The organism is Lysobacter olei (assembly GCF_054777355.1).
In genome coordinates this window covers 15,484-31,906 of the sequence record NZ_BAAHAT010000010.1, presented here as the reverse complement: position 1 = coordinate 31,906, position 16,423 = coordinate 15,484, and the positions used below count along the sequence as shown (strand labels likewise).

Annotated in this window: 16 protein-coding genes; 10 read left to right on the top strand and 6 right to left on the bottom strand. The window is 68.2% G+C overall.

Annotated elements, in window-relative coordinates:
• Positions 1-14: 14 nt before the first annotated feature.
• Both ACYVBS_RS13520 and ACYVBS_RS13515 read right to left on the bottom strand, forming a co-directional pair.
• The gene (locus ACYVBS_RS13520; RefSeq protein WP_460824247.1) at positions 15-476 is read right to left on the bottom strand and encodes a DUF3617 domain-containing protein; all 462 of its coding nucleotides are present in this window, start codon (positions 474-476) and stop codon (positions 15-17) included.
• A complete protein-coding gene (locus tag ACYVBS_RS13515) occupies positions 473-979 on the bottom strand; it encodes a YybH family protein (RefSeq protein WP_460824245.1) in 507 nt (168 codons plus the stop codon). Before ACYVBS_RS13515 ends, ACYVBS_RS13520 begins: the two co-directional genes overlap by 4 nt.
• Before the next feature lie 215 nt (positions 980-1,194).
• Here ACYVBS_RS13515 and ACYVBS_RS13510 point away from each other — a divergent pair, with 215 nt between their 5' ends.
• The 3 genes from ACYVBS_RS13510 (at position 1,195) to fdhF (ending at position 5,837) form a co-directional block, all read left to right on the top strand.
• The gene (locus ACYVBS_RS13510) at positions 1,195-2,316 is read left to right on the top strand and encodes a sensor histidine kinase (protein WP_460824244.1); all 1,122 of its coding nucleotides are present in this window, start codon (positions 1,195-1,197) and stop codon (positions 2,314-2,316) included.
• Positions 2,313-3,068, top strand: coding sequence for a LytR/AlgR family response regulator transcription factor (locus tag ACYVBS_RS13505; protein WP_460824242.1), 756 nt, complete (start codon positions 2,313-2,315; stop codon positions 3,066-3,068). The genes ACYVBS_RS13510 and ACYVBS_RS13505 overlap by 4 nt, the downstream gene beginning before the upstream one ends.
• Positions 3,069-3,155: 87 nt before the next feature.
• On the top strand, positions 3,156-5,837 hold the full coding sequence (gene fdhF / locus ACYVBS_RS13500; RefSeq protein WP_460824241.1) for a formate dehydrogenase subunit alpha: 2,682 nt from the start codon (positions 3,156-3,158) through the stop codon (positions 5,835-5,837).
• 33 nt (positions 5,838-5,870) lie between these two features.
• Here fdhF and ACYVBS_RS13495 read toward each other — a convergent pair whose 3' ends face one another.
• Positions 5,871-6,380: a YgjP-like metallopeptidase domain-containing protein gene (locus ACYVBS_RS13495; RefSeq protein ID WP_460824240.1), complete on the bottom strand. Its 510-nt coding sequence runs from the start codon at positions 6,378-6,380 to the stop codon at positions 5,871-5,873.
• Between the two features lie 75 nt (positions 6,381-6,455).
• On the opposite strand from ACYVBS_RS13495, the gene ACYVBS_RS13490 reads away from it, so the two are divergent.
• Entirely contained in the window at positions 6,456-7,004 is a 549-nt protein-coding gene (locus ACYVBS_RS13490; RefSeq protein WP_460824239.1) for a DUF2058 domain-containing protein, read from the top strand.
• A 68-nt stretch (positions 7,005-7,072) separates the two neighbouring features.
• Here ACYVBS_RS13490 and ACYVBS_RS13485 read toward each other — a convergent pair whose 3' ends face one another.
• From ACYVBS_RS13485 to ACYVBS_RS13475, 3 genes are all read right to left on the bottom strand, one after another.
• Positions 7,073-7,861 (bottom strand): TSCPD domain-containing protein, encoded by a 789-nt coding sequence (locus tag ACYVBS_RS13485; RefSeq protein WP_460824238.1) that lies wholly within the window; start codon positions 7,859-7,861, stop codon positions 7,073-7,075.
• Between the two features lie 96 nt (positions 7,862-7,957).
• Entirely contained in the window at positions 7,958-8,548 is a 591-nt protein-coding gene (locus tag ACYVBS_RS13480) for a hypothetical protein (protein WP_460824237.1), read from the bottom strand.
• A 211-nt stretch (positions 8,549-8,759) separates the two neighbouring features.
• Positions 8,760-10,913 carry an adenosylcobalamin-dependent ribonucleoside-diphosphate reductase gene (locus ACYVBS_RS13475; protein WP_460824236.1) on the bottom strand — a complete coding sequence of 718 codons (2,154 nt, stop codon included), beginning with the start codon at positions 10,911-10,913 and terminating at the stop codon, positions 8,760-8,762.
• 593 nt (positions 10,914-11,506) lie between these two features.
• On the opposite strand from ACYVBS_RS13475, the gene ACYVBS_RS13470 reads away from it, so the two are divergent.
• The 6 genes from ACYVBS_RS13470 (at position 11,507) to ACYVBS_RS13445 (ending at position 16,419) form a co-directional block, all read left to right on the top strand.
• Positions 11,507-12,934, top strand: a complete 1,428-nt coding sequence (locus tag ACYVBS_RS13470; protein ID WP_460824234.1) for a Do family serine endopeptidase — start codon at positions 11,507-11,509, stop codon at positions 12,932-12,934.
• Positions 12,935-12,961: 27 nt separating this feature from the next.
• On the top strand, positions 12,962-13,324 hold the full coding sequence (locus tag ACYVBS_RS13465; RefSeq protein WP_460824232.1) for a hypothetical protein: 363 nt from the start codon (positions 12,962-12,964) through the stop codon (positions 13,322-13,324).
• A 2-nt stretch (positions 13,325-13,326) separates the two neighbouring features.
• Entirely contained in the window at positions 13,327-13,893 is a 567-nt protein-coding gene (locus tag ACYVBS_RS13460) for a phage holin family protein (protein WP_460824231.1), read from the top strand.
• A 9-nt stretch (positions 13,894-13,902) separates the two neighbouring features.
• Positions 13,903-14,358 (top strand): hypothetical protein, encoded by a 456-nt coding sequence (locus ACYVBS_RS13455; protein ID WP_460824230.1) that lies wholly within the window; start codon positions 13,903-13,905, stop codon positions 14,356-14,358.
• A 16-nt stretch (positions 14,359-14,374) separates the two neighbouring features.
• Positions 14,375-15,514 carry an AI-2E family transporter gene (locus ACYVBS_RS13450; RefSeq protein WP_460824229.1) on the top strand — a complete coding sequence of 380 codons (1,140 nt, stop codon included), beginning with the start codon at positions 14,375-14,377 and terminating at the stop codon, positions 15,512-15,514.
• 200 nt (positions 15,515-15,714) lie between these two features.
• The gene (locus ACYVBS_RS13445) at positions 15,715-16,419 is read left to right on the top strand and encodes an HAD family hydrolase (protein WP_460824228.1); all 705 of its coding nucleotides are present in this window, start codon (positions 15,715-15,717) and stop codon (positions 16,417-16,419) included.
• The last annotated feature ends 4 nt before the right edge of the window (positions 16,420-16,423 follow it).

The following is a 16,423-nucleotide window of genomic DNA, read 5'->3' as shown; positions in this document are numbered from 1 at the left end:
ACCAGGTGCCGGGCTCAATCCTTGTCGCTGCCGGGCGGACAGGTGGCGGCGATACGGCGGGCGGACATCAGCATGCGCGTTTGCACCGGCTCGGCACCGGACGCGACCACAACACTCATGCGCATGTCTATCGTCATCGACGTCGCCGTGTAGGTACCGCTCTGCTTGAGACTCGAGCGCATGCCGTCGTTGTTGCAGGTGCCGGCAATCGCAAACTTGCCTCCGACGATGGTGCGTTGGCTGAAGCGACAGCTTGAATCGCTCACGGTTTTGGCGAGGCGCCGCTCGAGCGATTCCTGCTTTGCCTCGGCGGACGTCAGGCATTCGCGCGAGGTCTCCGTGCCGGTGCCATCGTCCGGGTACTGCACCCGGGTTTCGTACAGGCCCGGCAGGAAGGTCACTTCCGCCACGGCGGGATGTGCGGTGAAGAGCCCGGCCAACCCCAGCAGACCGCAGATCAGAGTGGTTGTGTTCATCGGGCGACTCCCGCCTGCGGGACCTGCGCCACACGCGCTGGCGGCGCCACGCGCTGTGCGCGCACCGCACGGAACAACCACTCGCCGCCCTGCCGCGTGGCCAGCGTCTGGTTGTGGAAGCGCGCCAGCACCTCACGCCCACCCTGCGGATTCTCGCGCTCGATACGGGCCTGCACGTCGATGAAGGCCAGGTCGGGCGTCAGCATGTCGATGTGCTCGATGTCGGTGACATGCCGCGCGCCGGCCGGCCGGCGCCCGATGGTGTTTTCGAAGTAACGCTGCACGGCGGCGCGGCCCGCGACCAGCGGGCGGTCGTCCAGCCGCAGGGTGCCGTCGAGGGCGTAGAACGCCGACACGGCGGCCGGATCGCCTTCGTCCCACACCACGTCGAGTTGCTGTGCGATCCTGGTCAGCGCGGCGTGGTCGGCGTCGGTGGGCGGGGTGGCACTGGCGGTTTGGGTCAAGGTGGCCGCAATCGCGGCCAGCAGCAGCTTGCGCATCATGGTGGGTCTCCTTCGGGTATCTGGGTGCGCCCAGCGGCGCCGGTGGAGGGGCATGCTAGGTGCGCGCCGGACCGGCGGCGAGCAGATTTCGACCGGACTGCACCGTCCGTCGACGGGGACCGGGCGCATCGACGAAAGCCCGGGACGGCGCGACGAAAACCGCGCCTCCGCCGCGCCATTTCGCTAAGGTGGAGGCGTTGCAGCGAGGGGGCGCGATGGCACGGTTGAGCGCGGATACACGGCAGGCGGCCTGGCTGGGCTTCAGCGTCTGGACGCTGTCCTGCGTCCTGTTCGTGCTGCCCACCTACTTGGGCGCAGGCGAACTGCCGCCTGCGTTCCTCGAACACGTCGGCGTGCTGTACCTGGTCGGCATCGCGCTCACGTCGCTGGTGCACCTGGCCGCCGTGCGCGTGCGGCAGCGTCCGCTGGCGACCAAATTGGCCACCATGGTTGTCGCGGTGCTCGCCGCCGCGGCGCTGCTCGGCGTCGCGGACTTCCTCGCCACGTGGTGGCTGCGGCTGACGGCGCGCGACGACCCGTTCGCCACGCTGGCCCGCACGCTCAACAACGTCGTCGGCTTCGTCTGGCTGTACGGGCTGATCGCCGCCATCCTGGTCATCATCCAGGCCAACCGCACAGTGCGCGAACGCGAGCGCGAACTCGCCGATGCCCGCGCGGCCGAGATCGAGGCGCGCGCGCTGGCGGCCCGGGCGGAAGCCTCCGCCAGCGCCGCTCGACTGGCGGCGCTGCGCTACCAGCTCAACCCGCACCTGCTCTTCAACGCGCTCAATGCAACCTCGTCGCTAGTGGTGACCGGGCGCAATGACCAAGCCGAAGCGCTGCTCGCCAAACTGTCCACCTTCCTCCGTACCACGCTGGTCACCGATCCGGCCAGCACCGTGACCATGGGACAGGAGTTGGCCACCATCGAGACCTATCTCGACATCGAGACCGTGCGCTTCGGCGAACGGTTGCGAGTAGTGCTCGACTGTCCGCCCGAGCTGGAAGATGCACGCGTGCCGAGCTTCATCCTGCAGCCGCTGGTGGAGAACGCGGTGAAGTACGCGGTGGCGCCCACGCGCGACACGGTGACCCTGCGCATTGCCGTGGCGCGCGAGGGCGATGACCTGGCCATCCTGGTCGAGGACGACGGCGACCCGGCCAAGGCCGCGGGCGTGCGCGGCGGCACCGGCGTGGGCCTGGCCAATGTCCGCCAGCGTCTGGCGGTGCTGCACGGCGAGCGCGGCACCCTGCACGCCGCGCCGCTGCCTCGCGGCTACCGCGCCGCCCTGCGGCTGCCGCTTGCGCAGGCAACCACCGCAATGGAAACCCCATGAACGGGCTGCGCGTGCTGCTGGTCGATGACGAGCCCCTCGCGCTGGACCGGCTGCTGGCGCTGTTGCAGCAGTTGCCGGATGTTGAGGTCGTCGGCACCGCACGCGACGGCCAGGAAGCGGGCGAAAAGATCGCCACGCTGCAGCCCGAACTGGTGCTGCTCGACATCCAGATGCCAGAGAAGTGCGGGCTCGCCGTGGCGGCCGACCTAGCGAGCGACGCGCGGCCGGAGATCGTGTTCGTCACTGCGTTCGAGCAGTTCGCGCCGGACGCCTTCGAGGTGGACGCCACCGACTACCTGCTCAAACCGGTGCGCTTCGACCGGCTGCGCCAAGCCGTCGAGCGCGCGCGGCGGCGGCGCGCCCTGCAGGACATCGCCGCTGCCAAGCCCCCCGAGGCCGAAGCCGCGGAGCACTACGAGCAGGCCATCTGGGTGCAGGTGCGCAACGGCTCGCAGCGCGTGCCCGTGGACAGCATCGACTGGATCGAGGCCGCACGCGATTACGTGATGCTGCATACCGCCACGCGCAGCTTCATCCACCGCGCCACCATGAGCGCGCTGCAGCGCCAGCTCGATCCGGCCGGACTGGTGCGCGTGCACCGCTCTGCGTTCGTCAGGCTCGGCCTGGTAACCGGCGTGCAGCGCCAGGGAAACGGCGGCATGGCATTGACCCTGCGCGATGGCGCCACGGTGCCGGTGGGGCCCAACTACGCCGATGCGGTGAGCGAACGGCTGGGGCTGGCCAAAGCCTAGCGCCGCCGGGCAATGCTAACGCCCGACGCCCGCAACCCCGCAACCGGGCAACCGGGCAACCGGGCAACCCAGGTGTAGGATGCGCCCATGGATGACGCGCGGCTCAAGGTCGTGATCGATGGCGCGGAGCACGCGTTTCCGCCCGGGCTCACCGTGCTGCAAGCCTTGGCCACGTTGGGGATCGAACTGCCGACGCTGTGCCACGACTCCCGGCTCGCACCCATCGGCCAATGCTGGTCGTGCGCGGTCGAAATGTCTCCAGGATCCGGCCTGCCGTTCCACAATCGCACCGCCTGCCATGAACCGCTGACCGACGGCTGCGAGATCCGCTCCAGCAGCGCCGCGCTGGCTGGCTTCCGCCACCACCTGCTGGAACAACTCGCCGACCGGGCAGCGCCCGCGGAGCTGCAGCGTTTTCCCGACAAACCGCTGCATCGCGAACTGCTGCACCATGGCATCGCCGCACGCGCCTCCGCGCAAGGTCCGCTCGACACATCACACCCGTACATCCGCGTGGACATGAGCCGCTGCATCGGCTGTCGGCGCTGCGTGCGGATTTGCGATGACCTGCAGGGCGAATCGGTCTGGCATGTGCTGGGCCGCGGTGCCAACCTGCGCATCGCCACCGAGGGCGACGTGCCGCTGACCGAAAGCGCCTGCGTGGGCTGCGGCGCTTGCGTCGACACCTGCCCCACCGCAGCGCTCACCGACGCCCGTGCCTGGCACGATCCGCCTCCAACGTTGCACACGCGCACGGTGTGCCCGTATTGCGCGGTCGGCTGCGAGCTGGAGATCGCGGTTGCCGACGACCGCATCGTCGCCAGCCGACCGGTGCTAGGTGCACCCGCGAACAAGGGACACGTGTGTTCCAAGGGTCGTTACGCCTACGCCTACGTCGATGCCGCCGACCGCGTCACCACGCCGCGGCTGCGGCACCACGGGCAGTGGCACAGCGTCGGCTGGGACGATGCCATCGCACACGTCGCCGACCGCCTGCGCCGCATCGTCACCGCGCACGGACCCGACGCGGTCGGTGTGCTCGGCTCCGCGCGCGCCACCAACGAGGAGAACTACCTGACGCAGAAGTTCGCGCGCATCGCCATTGGTACCAACAACGTCGACTGCTGCGCGCGCGTCTGCCACACCCCCAGCGCGGCGGCGCTGAAGCACATGCTCGGCACCGGTGCGGCCACCAACAGCTTCGACGACATCGAGCAGGCCGCGTGCTTCCTGGTGGTCGGTGCCAACCCGTTGGAAAACCACCCGGTGGTTGGCGCGCGCATCCGCCAGCAGGTGCGGCGCGGCGCCCAGCTGATCGTGATTGATCCGCGCCGCACTGCGCTCGCTGACATCGCCGACGTGCACCTGGCGCTGCGTCCTGGCACCAACGTGCCACTGCTGAATGGGATGGCCCACGTGATGCTGGTCGAAGGCCTGGTCGACGGCGACTTCATGGCCGCCCGCGTCGACGGCGGCGATTCGTTCGCAGCATTCGTGGCGGCGTGGACCCCCGAGCGCGCCGCCGCCCTGTGCGATGTGCCTGCCGACGCGATCCGCGCCGCCGCGCGCCTCTACGCGCGCCAGCGCCCGGCGATGTGCCTGCATGGCCTCGGCCTCACCGAGCATGTGCAGGGCACGCGGGGGGTGATGGCGCTGATCAACCTGGCGCTGCTGACCGGCAACCTCGGCCGGCCCGGCGCCGGCATAAACCCGCTGCGCGGCCAGAACAACGTGCAGGGCGCCGCGGTCATGGGCTGCGAACCCGGCACGCTCACCGGCGCGGTGCGCCTGGCCGATGCGAGCGCGCGCTTCCAGCAAGCCTGGGGCGTGGCGCCGCCGCATGCGCGCGGCCTTAACCTGATGGAGATGCTCGATGCGGCACGCACCAGCCGGTTGAAGGCACTGTACGTGGTCGGCTTCGACATCCTCGCCAGCCTCGCCCAAACCCACGAGACCGCCGCGGCCCTGGCGCAACTGGAGCTGGTTGTGGTTCAGGATCTGTTCCTCAACGAGACCGCCCGCGCCTTCGGCCACGTGTTCCTGCCCAGCGTGTCGAGTTTCGAGAAGGACGGCACGTTCATGAATTCCGAGCGACGCATCCAGCGCGTGCGTCGCGCCCTCCGCCCGCGTGGCGACGCACTGGACGACAGCCAAATCATCACCCGGCTGGCGAGCGCGCTCGGCCACGGCACGCAGTTCGCGCATGCGAACGCGCAGGCGGTATGGGACGAGATCCGCCAGCTGTGGCCGGCGGTCGCCGGCATCAGCTACGACCGCCTTGACCGGCAAGGACTGCAATGGCCGTGCATGGACGCGGACGATCCCGGCACCGGCGTGCTGCATCAGGCGCACTTCGCCAACGGTGTGCGCGCGAAGCTGGAGCCGATCGAGTATTGCCCAACCCGCGAGCAGGTCGATGCCCAGTATCCGTTCCTGCTCACCACCGGCCGCCAGCTGTACCAGTTCAATGTCGGCACCATGACCGGACGCACGCCGCAGCAGGTGCTGCGCCCGACGGACACGCTCGACATGCACCCGTACGACGCGCGGCAGCTGAACCTGCGCGACGGCATGCCACTAAGGGTCGAGAGTCGCTACGGCGAGACCGTGCTGCCGCTGCGCATCACCGACGCCGTATCGCCCGGGCAGCTGTTCGCCAGTTTCCACGACCCCAACCGCAGCTTGAACCGCGTGACCGGCCCGGCCCGGGACTCGGTGACGGGCGCGCCCGAGTACAAGGTCACCGCGGTGCGCGTGGCCTTGGCGTGAGTGCGCGCTAATCGCGCCTGGGAAGCATCCGGGTTACGGCGCGCGTGACGGCGGGGCCAGTTCCAACTGCGTCAGGTACAACCGCAGATCAAACTCCAGCTGGTGGTAGGCCGGCTCCATGTGCGTGCACAGCTGGTAGAACCCCTTGTTGTGCTCGGCCTCCTTCAGGTGCGCCAGCTCATGCACCACGATCATCCGCAGGAACGCCGCGGGTGCATCGCGGAACACACTGGCGATGCGGATCTCGCGGCTGGCCTTGAGCTTGCCGCCATGCACCCGCGAGATGGCCGTGTGCGTGCCCAGCGCGTGCTTCATCACCTGCAGCTTGCCGTCGTAGAGCACCTTGCCCAGCGGCACCGCCTTGCGCAGGTGCCGGTCCTTCAGTTCCTGGACATAGCTGTACAGCTGGCCATCGTTGCGCACCGCGTGGGCCTCGCCGTACTTGTCGGCCAGCACCGCGGCCAGCCGGCCCTGCGCGATCAGTTCGTGCACGCGCGCCTGCAGGTGTGGCGGGTAACCGGCGAGGTACTTCAGGGGCTGCATGGGCGGCGAGGACGAGGGCGCGTGGCGGGGACGGCGAGTATCATGGGCCGGAAACCCTGAACACGAAACTGCGACATGGCGAAGGCGAATCCGCTCCAGGAACAGCTGCTCAAGGCGGGCCTGGTCAAGAAGTCCAAAGTGGCCGAGGTGGCGCGCGAGCAGAACAAGGCCCGGCATGCCAAAGGGCCGGCTGCGCCCAACGAGATCCAGCTCGAAGCCGAGCGCGCACGGGCCGAGAAGGCGGAGCGCGATCGCGCCCTGGAAGCGGAGCGCAAGGCACAGGCGCGCACTGCGGAGCTGCGCGCGCAAGCACGGCAGATCATCGAGGACCGCAAAGTGCCGCGTTCGGGGGAAAGCGAGTATCGCTTTACCGCTGATGGCGCCATCCGCACGCTGCTTGTGAATGACGAGCTACGCAAGCAGTTGTCGAATGGGGCGCTGGTGATCGTCAGCGTAGGCGATCGCTATGAGCTGCTTCCGCGCGTGGCCGCGGACAAGGTGCGGGAGCGGGATGCCAGCATGATTGTGGTTGATCATGGGCAGGCAGCGGAGCCGTCGCCCACCACGTCCGAAGATGATGCGTATTACGCGCAGTTCCAGGTGCCTGACGATCTGGTTTGGTAGAAGCAGTCATCCCGCAAAAAAGAAAGGGCCCACTGGGCCCTTTCTTCCAATGCTTCATGCCACGGGCCTTACCCGCACTTGCTATAACCACAGTTCAAGCAGGTCGCACACCCGTCCATGATCACCACGGCCTTCTGGCTGCACTTGTGGCACATGGTGGCCGACGGCGGGAACGAGGCGCCTTCACCGGTAACCACCACGTCCTCGCTGCGCGGGGCATCGGCCACCTTCGGCTCGGGAAACAGATCGGTTACGTCACTGTTTTTTTTTGAGCGGTCTTCGTACGCGCGGCGCTTCTCGGCGATCAGCGCGCGCTGCTCGGCGCTCATCTCCGGGTCGTGCAGCATGCCGATCGACTTCAGGTGGTCTTCGACAATCGCGCCCAGCTCGGCCACCAGCGACGGCATGTACACACCGCCGGCCTTGAAGTAGCCGCCGCGCGGGTCGAACACCGCCTTCATCTCGTCCACCAGGAAGGTCACGTCGCCGCCCTTGCGGAACACGGCGCTCATGATGCGGGTCAGCGCCACGATCCACTGGAAGTGGTCCATGTTCTTCGAGTTGATGAAGATCTCGAAGGGGCGGCGCAGTTCGTGCTCGGTGCCGGCGTTGAGCACGATGTCGTTGATCGTCACGTACAGCGCGTGCTCGAACAGCGGCGATTTGATCTTGTAGGTGCTGCCGATCAGGATTTCCGGGCGCTCGATGCGCTCGTGCATCTGGATGACGTTGTCGGCCAGGGCCTCGGTGGCCGGCGCGGCGCTCTTGGCAGCCTCCGCCTGGGCCTGCTGCTTGGCCTTGTCCTCGGGCGTCACGACGCTGTAGCCCTTGATTTTCTTGTCGATCTTGACGGCCATCGGCCCTGCTCCTGATGCGGTGTTGCGGTTGTCTTGCGGTGTGGGGGGTTCCGGGCCTCCCCTGCCATGCAGGGGAGGTTCGGTACCGGGACGTGCTTACTTCTTCTTGGCAGCCTTCTTCGCGACCTTCTTTGCGGGACGCTTGGCGACCTTCTTCGCGGCCTTCTTGGCCGGTGCCTTCTTCGCTACTTTCTTGGCCGCCGCCTTGCGGGCGGTGGTCTTCTTGGCCACCTTCTTCACGGCCTTCTTGACCGCGGCCTTCTTGGCGGTGGCCTTCTTCGCTACCTTCTTGGCGGCCTTCTTCACCGTCGCCTTCTTGGCCGTGGCCTTCTTGGCGACCTTCTTCGCCGCCTTCTTGACCGTTGCCTTCTTGGCCGTGGCCTTCTTTGCCGTGGTCTTCTTGGCAGCCTTCTTCGTGGCCTTCTTGGCCGCAGTCTTCTTGCCGGTGGCCTTGGCCTTCAGCACCTTGGCTTCCTTCTTGGCGGCGGCGCTGGCGCTGGCGAGCTTCTTCTTCGCCGTGCCCACGGCCTTCTTGGCGGCCTTGCGGGCCTTGGTCGCGGTCTTCTTGACCGTGGCCACGGCGCCTTCGGCGGTGTGCGCAATCGCGGTGCCGATGTTGCTGGCGGTTTCCATCACGTTCTCGGCGGCCTGGTTCAGGGTCGCCGTCACTCCATTACCGTTGCTCATGCAGCCCTCCTTGCGGGCATATGCGTACAGAAGTTGGGTGTTACCGGAGCGATGCTATACCTGCTGCGCTTGCAACGCGCTGTGAAACGCGTTGCAGGCGGGGCCAAGAAAGTGACCGCGGAACCGGCCCGGTTTCCGCGCGGGGCGATGCGTCCGCCCCCACCGTGATCCGCAAGGACCAGGAACCGCCCGACATCGGCCCAGGCCGACGTCAGAACTTGCCGTAATACCCTTCCTTCAGGGCGTCGAACAGGTTGGCCGCGGTGTGCATCTCGCCGTCGTACTCGATCTGCTCGTTGCCCTTGACCTCCAGCACCGTGCCGTCTTCCAGCTCGAAGCGGTAGGTGGTGTTCTCCAGGTCCGCTTCCTTGACCAGCACGCCCTGGAAGGCGGCCGGGTTGAAGCGGAACGTGGTGCACCCCTTCAGGCCCTGCTGGTGGGCGTAGGTGTAGATGTCCTTGAAGTCCTCGTACGGGTAGTCCGTGGGGACGTTCGCGGTCTTGGAGATCGAGCTGTCCACCCACTTCTGCGCCGCGGCCTGCACGTCCACGTGCTCCTTGGGCGTGATGTCGTCGGCGGCGATGAAGTAGTCCGGCAGCTTGGCGGCCTCGTCATCGGCAAACGGCATGGCCTTCGGGTTGACCAGCTCGCGGTAAGCCAGCAGCTCGAACGAGTAGACGTCCACCTTCTCCTTGGACTTCTTGCCTTCGCGGATCACGTTGCGGCTGTAGTGGTGCGCGAACGAGGGCTCGATGCCGTTGGAGGCGTTGTTCGCCAGGCTCAGCGAGATGGTGCCGGTCGGGGCGATGGAGCTGTGGTGGGTGAAGCGCGCGCCGACGTCGGCCAGCTCGTCCACCAGCTCCGGGGCCACCGTGGCCACGCGCTGCATGTAACGGCTGTACTTGGCGTGCAGCACCTTCCCGGGGATCTCCTGGCCGATCTTCCAGCCGTCCTTCACCATCTCCGGGCGCTTGCGCAGCATCTCGGCGGTGACGGCAAAGCGCTCTTCCATGATCGGCGCCGGGCCCTTCTCCTTGGCCAGCTCCAGGCCCATCTCCCAGCCGGCGACGGCCATCTCGCGGGCGATGCGCTCGGTGAACTCGCACGACTCCTTGGAGCCGTACTTCATCTGCAGCATGGTCACGGTGCTGCCCAGACCCAGGAAGCCCATGCCGTGCCGGCGCTTGCGCATGATCTCGTCGCGCTGCTGCTGCAACGGCAGGCCATTCACTTCGACCACGTTGTCGAGCATGCGGGTGAACACGCGCACCACTTCCTTGTACTCCTCCCAGTCGAACTCGGCCTGGTCGGTGAACGCGTTGCGCACGAACTTGGTCAGGTTGACCGAACCCAGCAGGCACGCGCCGTACGGCGGCAGCGGCTGCTCGCCGCACGGGTTGGTGGCGCGGATGTTCTCGCACCACCAGTTGTTGTTCATCTCGTTGACGCGGTCGATCAGGATGAAGCCCGGCTCGGCGTAGTCATACGTCGAGACCATGATCATGTCCCACAGGTGGCGGGCACGGATGTGGCCGTAGATCTTGCAGGCCACCAGGCCATCATCGCGGGTGATGTAGTTGCGGTGCGCGGGCCAGTCGCGCCAGACCACCTGGCTGGCGTCGGCCAGGTCCAGGTCGTTCTTTTCCTTGATGTTGACCGGGAACACCAGCGGCCAGTCGGCGTCGTTGTGCACCGCGTCCATGAAGCCGTCGGTGATCAGCAGCGACAGGTTGAACTGGCGCAGGCGGCCGTCCTCGCGCTTGGCGCGGATGAAGTCTTTCACGTCCGGGTGCGACACGTCGAAGGTGCCCATCTGCGCGCCGCGACGGCCACCGGCCGAGGACACGGTGAAGCACATCTTGTCGAAGATATCCATGAAGGACATCGGGCCGGAGGTATACGCACCGGCGCCGGCGACGAACGCGCCGCGCGGGCGCAGCGTGCTGAACTCGTAGCCGATGCCGCAGCCGGCCTTCAGGGTCAGGCCGGCCTCATGCACCTTCTCCAGGATGCCGTCCATCGAGTCCTCGATGGTGCCGGACACGGTGCAGTTGATGGTGGAAGTCGCAGGCTTGTGCTCCAGCGCGCCGGCGTTGGAGGTGATGCGGCCGGCGGGGATGGCACCGCGGCGCAGCGCCCAGGTGAAGCGCTCCTGCCAGTACTGCTGCTTCTCGGCGGTCGGCTCGGCCTCGGCCAGCGCCTTGGCCACGCGCTGGTAGGTGCCGTCGATGTCGGCATCCAGGGCCTCGCCGGTCTTGGTCTTCAGCCGGTACTTCTTGTCCCAGATGTCCGTGGACGCGGGCTGCATCGGGATGTCTTTGGCTGTGGTGACCATCTTTACCGCCTCGAGGCGCACGGTGCTCATGCCTGTCCTGTCTCCGTGATTGTGGCTGTGGAGGGTGTCCACAACCATGGTTTCTTGTTGTTCCCGCGCCGGCGGAATCCCGCAGACGCGCATGCCCGCGGCTGCGTCATCCGCGCCGCGTTTGTTGCTGTTTTTCAGGGCCGAAGGCCATGCTTGCTTCGTTCATGCGCCACTCCCCATGGCCGCCTTACCGATCCAAGCGAACCCCTAAGACTGGGATTCCCCGTCGGCACGACCACAAGATGTAGTGTGCCGCGACGGCAGTCGAAACTACCCCCCACCCCGGGCGGTGTCAACGGCTTTTTGATGGCAGTCGCATATTGACTTCGCTGCCATGCAGACACGGCGCGGGTTACAGCGTGACAGCGGATTTTTCCCATCCGACGAACGCGTGGTGCACCGCGTCACAGGATCGGTCCCGCCGGCACGGCCCCGCCCGTCGTCGCGCTGCCCGCCCGGCTCCCGGCGGGCCCACGGGCCGCTTGAAGCGGACGGCTTCAGCCCCGATTGCAGCGTTCACCTCGAAACTGAACCACAACCCCGTATCGTGGGCGAATTGCGCTGCGCGCCCACCCCCTTCCGATGCAACGCCGATGAAAACCTCGACCAAGACGCTGCTCGCCCTTTCCCTGGCCGCCGCCTTCGGCGGCTTCGCTGCCACCGCCCTGCGCGAGGCCCTGCAGGCCCCGGCCCAGGCCGAACCGCTTTCCGCCGCCACCCCCATGAGCGCCGCGCTGCCGGCGGCCGTCGGCGGCCAGGCCCTGCCCTCGCTGGCCCCCATGCTGGAGCGCGTCACCCCGGCCGTGGTCAGCGTGCACACCAAGCAGCGCGTGCGCGTCAGCCCGTTTGGCGCCGACCCGATCTTCCGCCGCATGTTCCCCGAGCTGACGCAGGAGCGGATCAACGAGTCGCTGGGTTCGGGCGTGATCGTCGACGCGCAGCGCGGGCTGGTGCTGACCAACCACCACGTGATCGAAGGCGCGGATGCGGTGTCGGTGACGCTGGCGGACGGGCGCACGCTCAAGGCCGATTTCATCGGCTCCGACGCCGACACCGACATCGCGGTGATGCGGATCACCGCCGACAAGCTGCAGGCGCTGCCGCTGGGCGATTCCAACGCGCTGCGCGTGGGCGATTTCGTGGTGGCGGTGGGCAACCCGTTCGGCATCGGCCAGACGGTCACCTCGGGCATCGTCTCGGCAGTGGGCCGCAGCGGGCTGCGCGGGCTGGGCTTCCAGAACTTCATCCAGACCGATGCGTCGATCAACCCGGGCAACTCCGGCGGCGCGCTGGTCAACCTCAACGGCGAGCTGGTCGGCATCAACACCGCGAGCTTCAACCCGCGCGGCAGCATGGCGGGCAACATCGGCCTCAGCTTCGCTATCCCCACCAGCCTCGTGCGCAACGTGATGAACCAGCTGGTGGCGACCGGCGAGGTGCGCCGCGGCACGCTGGGCATGGACACGCAGGACCTGGACGCGCAACTGGCCACCGGCCTGGGCGTGGCCGACACCCGCGGCGCGGTGGTGACGCGGGTCTTCAGCGGCGGCGCGGCTGCGGCGGCGGGCCTGCGCGCAGGTGACGTGATCACGGCCGCCAATGGCGAGCGCGTGGACGGCCGCGATGCCCTGCGCAACTTCGAAGGCCTGCAGGCCGTGGGCAGCCGCGTCACGCTGGACGTGCTGCGTGACGGCAAGCCGGTGAAGCTCACCACCACGCTGCGCGAGCACCCGCGCTCGCTGCCGGGCGCGGAACTGGACGAGCGCCTGGCCGGCGCCACGTTGGCCGAACTGCCCGAGCGCCTGCGCCAGGCCGGCGAGCAGGGCGTGCTGGTGGAAGCGGTGGCCCGCGGCAGCCGCGCGGCGCAGAATGGGCTGCAGGCCGGCGACCGGATCGTCGCGGCCAGCACCGGCGAGTTCGACGACTTGCCGGGCTTCCGCGCCGGCTTCACACGCGCCCCGGCACAGTTGGTGCTGCGCGTCGTGCGAGGCAACCAACGCGGCGACCTGCCGATGCGCTGACCCACACCCCACGAAGGAGCGGACAGGATGAGCCCCAATGCGACCGATTCGATGAAGTCCAACCTCAGCGAGGCTGGCGGCCAGTTGCGGCAGGCCGCGGCTGACGCCGGCAGCGCGATCAAGGACGCCGCGAGTGCGGCCGGCGCCGAGTTGAAGGTGGGCAAGGCCAACGTCACCGCTGACCTGGCCGACAGCGCGCTGGCGGGTATCGCGGCCGCCGAACAGGCCGGTGGCGCCGCGCGCGAGCAGGTCGACGCCCTGATGGACAAGGGCCGCGACCTGATCGACAGCGCTGCCGAACTGATCCGCGAGCGCCCGCTGGCCTCGTTCGGCGTCGCGTTCGCCGCAGGCTGGATCATCGCCAAGCTGGCCCGCAGCGGCGACAAGTAAACATGGGCGCCAGCGGGATGGGGGACGACCGCGACACGCCCAATGATTCCGGGACGGGCCCTGCGCCCGGCCTGGACGATGCGCTGCGCGACATCGGCGACACCGGCAAGGCCACCCTGAAGGCATCCGTCGATGCGGCGAAGGCGTTCCGCACGCTGGTGCTGGCCGACATCTCGTTGGCGCGCAGTGCGTTTGGCCGAGCGCTGGCGTTCACCGGCGTGGCGATTGTGTTCGGCGCATCGGCATGGTTGCTGCTGATGGCGACGCTGATCGTGTTCCTCAGCAACGGGCTCGGATGGCCGTGGGCGTGGTCACTGCTGCTCACCGCGGGGCTCAGCCTGCTCGTCACCGGTTTTGGCGCCTGGAGCGCGATCCGCTACTTCGAGCACACCCGCCTGCAGGCCACGCGCCGCCAGTTGGCCCGGCTGGGCATCGGCGAGCTCGCGGATTTCACCCCCACCCCCGGCTCGCCGCAATCGACGCGCCAGGCCACCGAGGTCGCGCCACCGGAGACCCCCGCGGGCGACCCGGTGAAGGACCAGCGTGGCGTCGACATCACCCCGCCCTGAGCAACGCCCATGGGATTCGAGCAACTGATCGAAAAGGTGCACCAGGCGGAAGATGCGCTGGAAGCGCGCGAACGCGCGGTTGTCGCCCACACGGCACAGCTGAAGGCGTCCTGGCGCACGGCGTGGACACCCGGGCGCATCGTGACGGCGGGGCTGGTCAGTGGCTTCCTGGTCGGTCGCGCACGTCCGCTGCGCAATGCCGGCAACGGCGGGCAATGGCTGCAGATGTTGACCGCGCTGTCGGGGATGCTGGCCAGCGGCAGCGCACAGGTCGCGGCCGAAAGCGCCGACGAGGCCGCCAGCGAAGCCAGTCAGGCAGCGGCTGCCGTCTCGCCGGAAGCCGTCACGGGTAGCCCGACGGCCCCTGCGCACACCGCCGCTGTGGCGGTCACGGATACGGCTCCCCGCGCCGTGCATGGCACCCCCGGCGCAGCGTCCGGAACGCCGCGTCCCCCTGAAGCCTGATTGGCCGCTCGACCACATGCCCCCTTCTGCTCCCACCAGCTCCGATAGCGCCGCTCCGTCCGCCAACACCCTCGGCTCGGGCACACCCCACGCCAGCCACGCCGACCTCCCCCCGCGCCCCCGCTCCAGCACGGCCGCGGTCGTCCTGGCGACCCTGGCGGTGGGCTTCACCGTGTGGGCCACGCAGGGCCTGCTGCTGCCGATCCTGCTGGCGATGTTCTTCGCGCTGATCGGCAACCCGATCATCCGCGGGCTGCAACGGCTGCATTTCCCACGGTTCCTTGGTGCACTGGCCGTGCTGTGCGGCGGCATCGCCATCACGGTGCTGCTGGGCAGCCAGCTGGTGGAGCCGGTGGGCGACTGGATGCGCGAGGTGCCGCGCGAGATGCGCAGCGTCGCGCCGAAGCTGCAACGCATGGTCAAGCCGGTGCAGGAGGCCAACAAGGCCGCCGAGAACATCGCCCGCGCCGCCGGTGGCGAGAGCACCAGCAAGCCGGTGCAAGTGGTCAAGACCGAGGCCAACGACCCGTACAAGGTCCTGACCACCACGCCACGCATGGCCGCGTCGGTGCTGGCGGTGGTACTGCTCACGTTCTTCTTCATGGTCTACGGCCAGAACCTGCAGAAGAAGGCGTTGGCCCTGCTGCCCGGGCGCCAGCAGCAGAAGCTGACCGTGGAGATCCTGCAATCCATTGAGCACGAGATCTCGCGCTACGTGCTGACCATCACCCTGATCAACATCGTGGTCGGCCTGGTGTTCGCCGGCGCGTTGATGCTGCTCGACGTGCCCATGGCGGAGGCGCTGATGTGGGGCACGATGGCCGCGCTGCTCAACTTCGCCCCGTACGTGGGGCCGCTGATCGGCATCATCGTGATGCTGCTGATGGGCTTCGTCACCTTCGACGACGTCTGGCAGTCGCTGCTGCCGGCCGGCATCTACCTGCTGCTGCACACGCTGGAAGGGCAGATCATCACGCCCATCGTGCTCGGCAAGCGCATGGCCATCTCGCCACTGATGCTGATCCTGGCGCTGATGGTGTTTGGCTGGCTGTGGGGCATCATCGGCCTGCTGCTGGCGGTGCCGATGCTGGTGTGCGTGAAGCTGGTGCTGGAGCGGATCGAGGGCCTGGAGGGCTGGGCGCGCTTGCTGGAGTGAGGGCTTGAACGGCTGGGCCCGCTTGCTCGAGTGAGGGTCCCTGCCCCAGGCCGATCCTGCCGGCACCGCACCTCCTGAATGGGGCTCCCCTCACGGCACTGGCACGCTTCCGTTTGGAAGGGCCAAGTCGCCCGAATGCCGCCGGCCACGGGTCACCCCCGGTTCCGGCAGGGCCAGGAGCCAACGGGTAAAATAACGAGGTGAGCTTCCCCGTACTTGCCATCACCCTCGACCTCGACGACACCCTCTGGCCCATCGGCCCCGCGATCAACCGCGCCGAGGAGCAACTGGACGCGTGGATGAAGCGGCACGCCCCGCGCAGCTTCGCCCGCTGGCCGCAGGCCAAGCGCCGCAAGCTGCGTGAGCAGGTTGATCGCGAACGTCCGCATCTGGCGCATGACATGACCGTGCAGCGCCAGTGGATGCTGGAGCGCATGCTGGCCGAGGCCGGCGATGACGTCGCACTGATGCCCGCCGCCTACGAGGCCTATTTCGCCGGCCGCTGCGACGTGAAGCATTACGGCGACAGCGTGCCCGCGCTGGACCGCATGGCTGCGCGCGTGCCGCTGGCCGCGGTCAGCAACGGCAACGCAGACCTGGAGCGCATCGGCCTGATGCACCTGTTCCGCTTCCAGTTGGGCGCCCGCGAGCATGGCAAGGCCAAGCCTTCGCCGTGCATCTTCCACGCCGCCTGCGCGCAACTCGACGTCGACCCGAAGCACGTGCTGCACGTGGGCGACGACCCCGAAGCCGACGTGGTGGGCGCGCACCGCGCCGGCCTGCGCACCTGTTGGATCAACCGCGAGTCCCGGCGCTGGACGCGCCACGACGTGCAACCCGACCTGCAATTCACCAACCTCGCGGCGCTGGCCGACTGGCTGGACGCGGCGCAACCGACGAGCTGACCCC

Bases quoted from the DNA above. Each gene is read 5' to 3' on its own strand.
- ACYVBS_RS13520 (WP_460824247.1), bottom strand. From the start codon at position 476: ATGAACACAACCACTCTGATCTGCGGTCTGCTGGGGTTGGCCGGGCTC.
- ACYVBS_RS13515 (WP_460824245.1), bottom strand. From the start codon at position 979: ATGATGCGCAAGCTGCTGCTGGCCGCGATTGCGGCCACCTTGACCCAA.
- ACYVBS_RS13510 (WP_460824244.1), top strand. From the start codon at position 1,195: ATGGCACGGTTGAGCGCGGATACACGGCAGGCGGCCTGGCTGGGCTTC.
- ACYVBS_RS13505 (WP_460824242.1), top strand. From the start codon at position 2,313: ATGAACGGGCTGCGCGTGCTGCTGGTCGATGACGAGCCCCTCGCGCTG.
- fdhF (WP_460824241.1), top strand. From the start codon at position 3,156: ATGGATGACGCGCGGCTCAAGGTCGTGATCGATGGCGCGGAGCACGCG.
- ACYVBS_RS13495 (WP_460824240.1), bottom strand. From the start codon at position 6,380: ATGCAGCCCCTGAAGTACCTCGCCGGTTACCCGCCACACCTGCAGGCG.
- ACYVBS_RS13490 (WP_460824239.1), top strand. From the start codon at position 6,456: ATGGCGAAGGCGAATCCGCTCCAGGAACAGCTGCTCAAGGCGGGCCTG.
- ACYVBS_RS13485 (WP_460824238.1), bottom strand. From the start codon at position 7,861: ATGGCCGTCAAGATCGACAAGAAAATCAAGGGCTACAGCGTCGTGACG.
- ACYVBS_RS13480 (WP_460824237.1), bottom strand. From the start codon at position 8,548: ATGAGCAACGGTAATGGAGTGACGGCGACCCTGAACCAGGCCGCCGAG.
- ACYVBS_RS13475 (WP_460824236.1), bottom strand. From the start codon at position 10,913: ATGAGCACCGTGCGCCTCGAGGCGGTAAAGATGGTCACCACAGCCAAA.
- ACYVBS_RS13470 (WP_460824234.1), top strand. From the start codon at position 11,507: ATGAAAACCTCGACCAAGACGCTGCTCGCCCTTTCCCTGGCCGCCGCC.
- ACYVBS_RS13465 (WP_460824232.1), top strand. From the start codon at position 12,962: ATGAGCCCCAATGCGACCGATTCGATGAAGTCCAACCTCAGCGAGGCT.
- ACYVBS_RS13460 (WP_460824231.1), top strand. From the start codon at position 13,327: ATGGGCGCCAGCGGGATGGGGGACGACCGCGACACGCCCAATGATTCC.
- ACYVBS_RS13455 (WP_460824230.1), top strand. From the start codon at position 13,903: ATGGGATTCGAGCAACTGATCGAAAAGGTGCACCAGGCGGAAGATGCG.
- ACYVBS_RS13450 (WP_460824229.1), top strand. From the start codon at position 14,375: ATGCCCCCTTCTGCTCCCACCAGCTCCGATAGCGCCGCTCCGTCCGCC.